This window comes from Francisella sp. SYW-9, from assembly GCF_008711465.1.
GTDB lineage: Bacteria > Pseudomonadota > Gammaproteobacteria > Francisellales > Francisellaceae > Francisella.
The window spans coordinates 1-615 of record NZ_VXKQ01000039.1; the positions used below are offsets into that span (position 1 = coordinate 1).

Below are 615 nucleotides of genomic sequence, written 5' to 3' on the forward strand. Positions count from 1 at the left end.
CATTTATATTTTCATTTCTTCCCCCTCTTTTTTTTTTCCTTTCTTTTTTTTTCTCCTTTTTTTCTTCTTTTTTTTCTTTTTATCCTTTTTTTTTTCTTTTTTTCCTTTTTTTTTTCCTTTTCTTTTTCCTTTTTTTTTTCTTTTTTTTTTTTTTACTTTTTTCTTTTTTATCCCTTTCACTTTTTTATATTCTTTTTTCTTTCTTTTATCATTTTCCTTTTCTCTTATTTATATTTTATTTTACTTTTTATCATTTCCTACCCCTTTTTTTTTCTTCTCTACTCCTTTTTTTTTCTCTTTTTCTTTCTTTTTTTCTTTTTTCTCTATCATTCTTCTTTTTTTTTCTCCTCTCCCTTTCTTATTCTTCTCTATTTTTCTTATTATCTTAATTTTTCTTCTTCCCTTTTTTTTTCTTTTTTTCTTTATTATTCTTTTTCTCTTTATTGTTCTTTTTTTCTTTTTTTTTCTTTTTATCTTTTTTGTTCTTTTTTTCTTTTTTGTTCTTTTTTTTCTTTTTCTTTTTCTTCTTTTCTATCTTTTTAGTTTTCTCTTTTTTTCTCTTTGCATCTTCATATTCTTGTTTTTTTTCTTTTTCCTTTTTATTATTATCTTTCT

2 protein-coding genes are annotated in these 615 nt (G+C 20.0%); both read right to left on the bottom strand.

The annotated features are described in order from the left end of the window. Window positions 1–3: 3 nt before the first annotated feature. Window positions 4–180, bottom strand: coding sequence for a hypothetical protein (locus tag F3D62_RS13275; protein ID WP_191092614.1), 177 nt, complete (start codon window positions 178–180; stop codon window positions 4–6). Between the two features lie 205 nt (window positions 181–385). After that, window positions 386–615, bottom strand: a 230-nt coding sequence (locus F3D62_RS13280; protein WP_191092615.1) for a hypothetical protein, incomplete at its 5' end; no start/stop codon positions are given.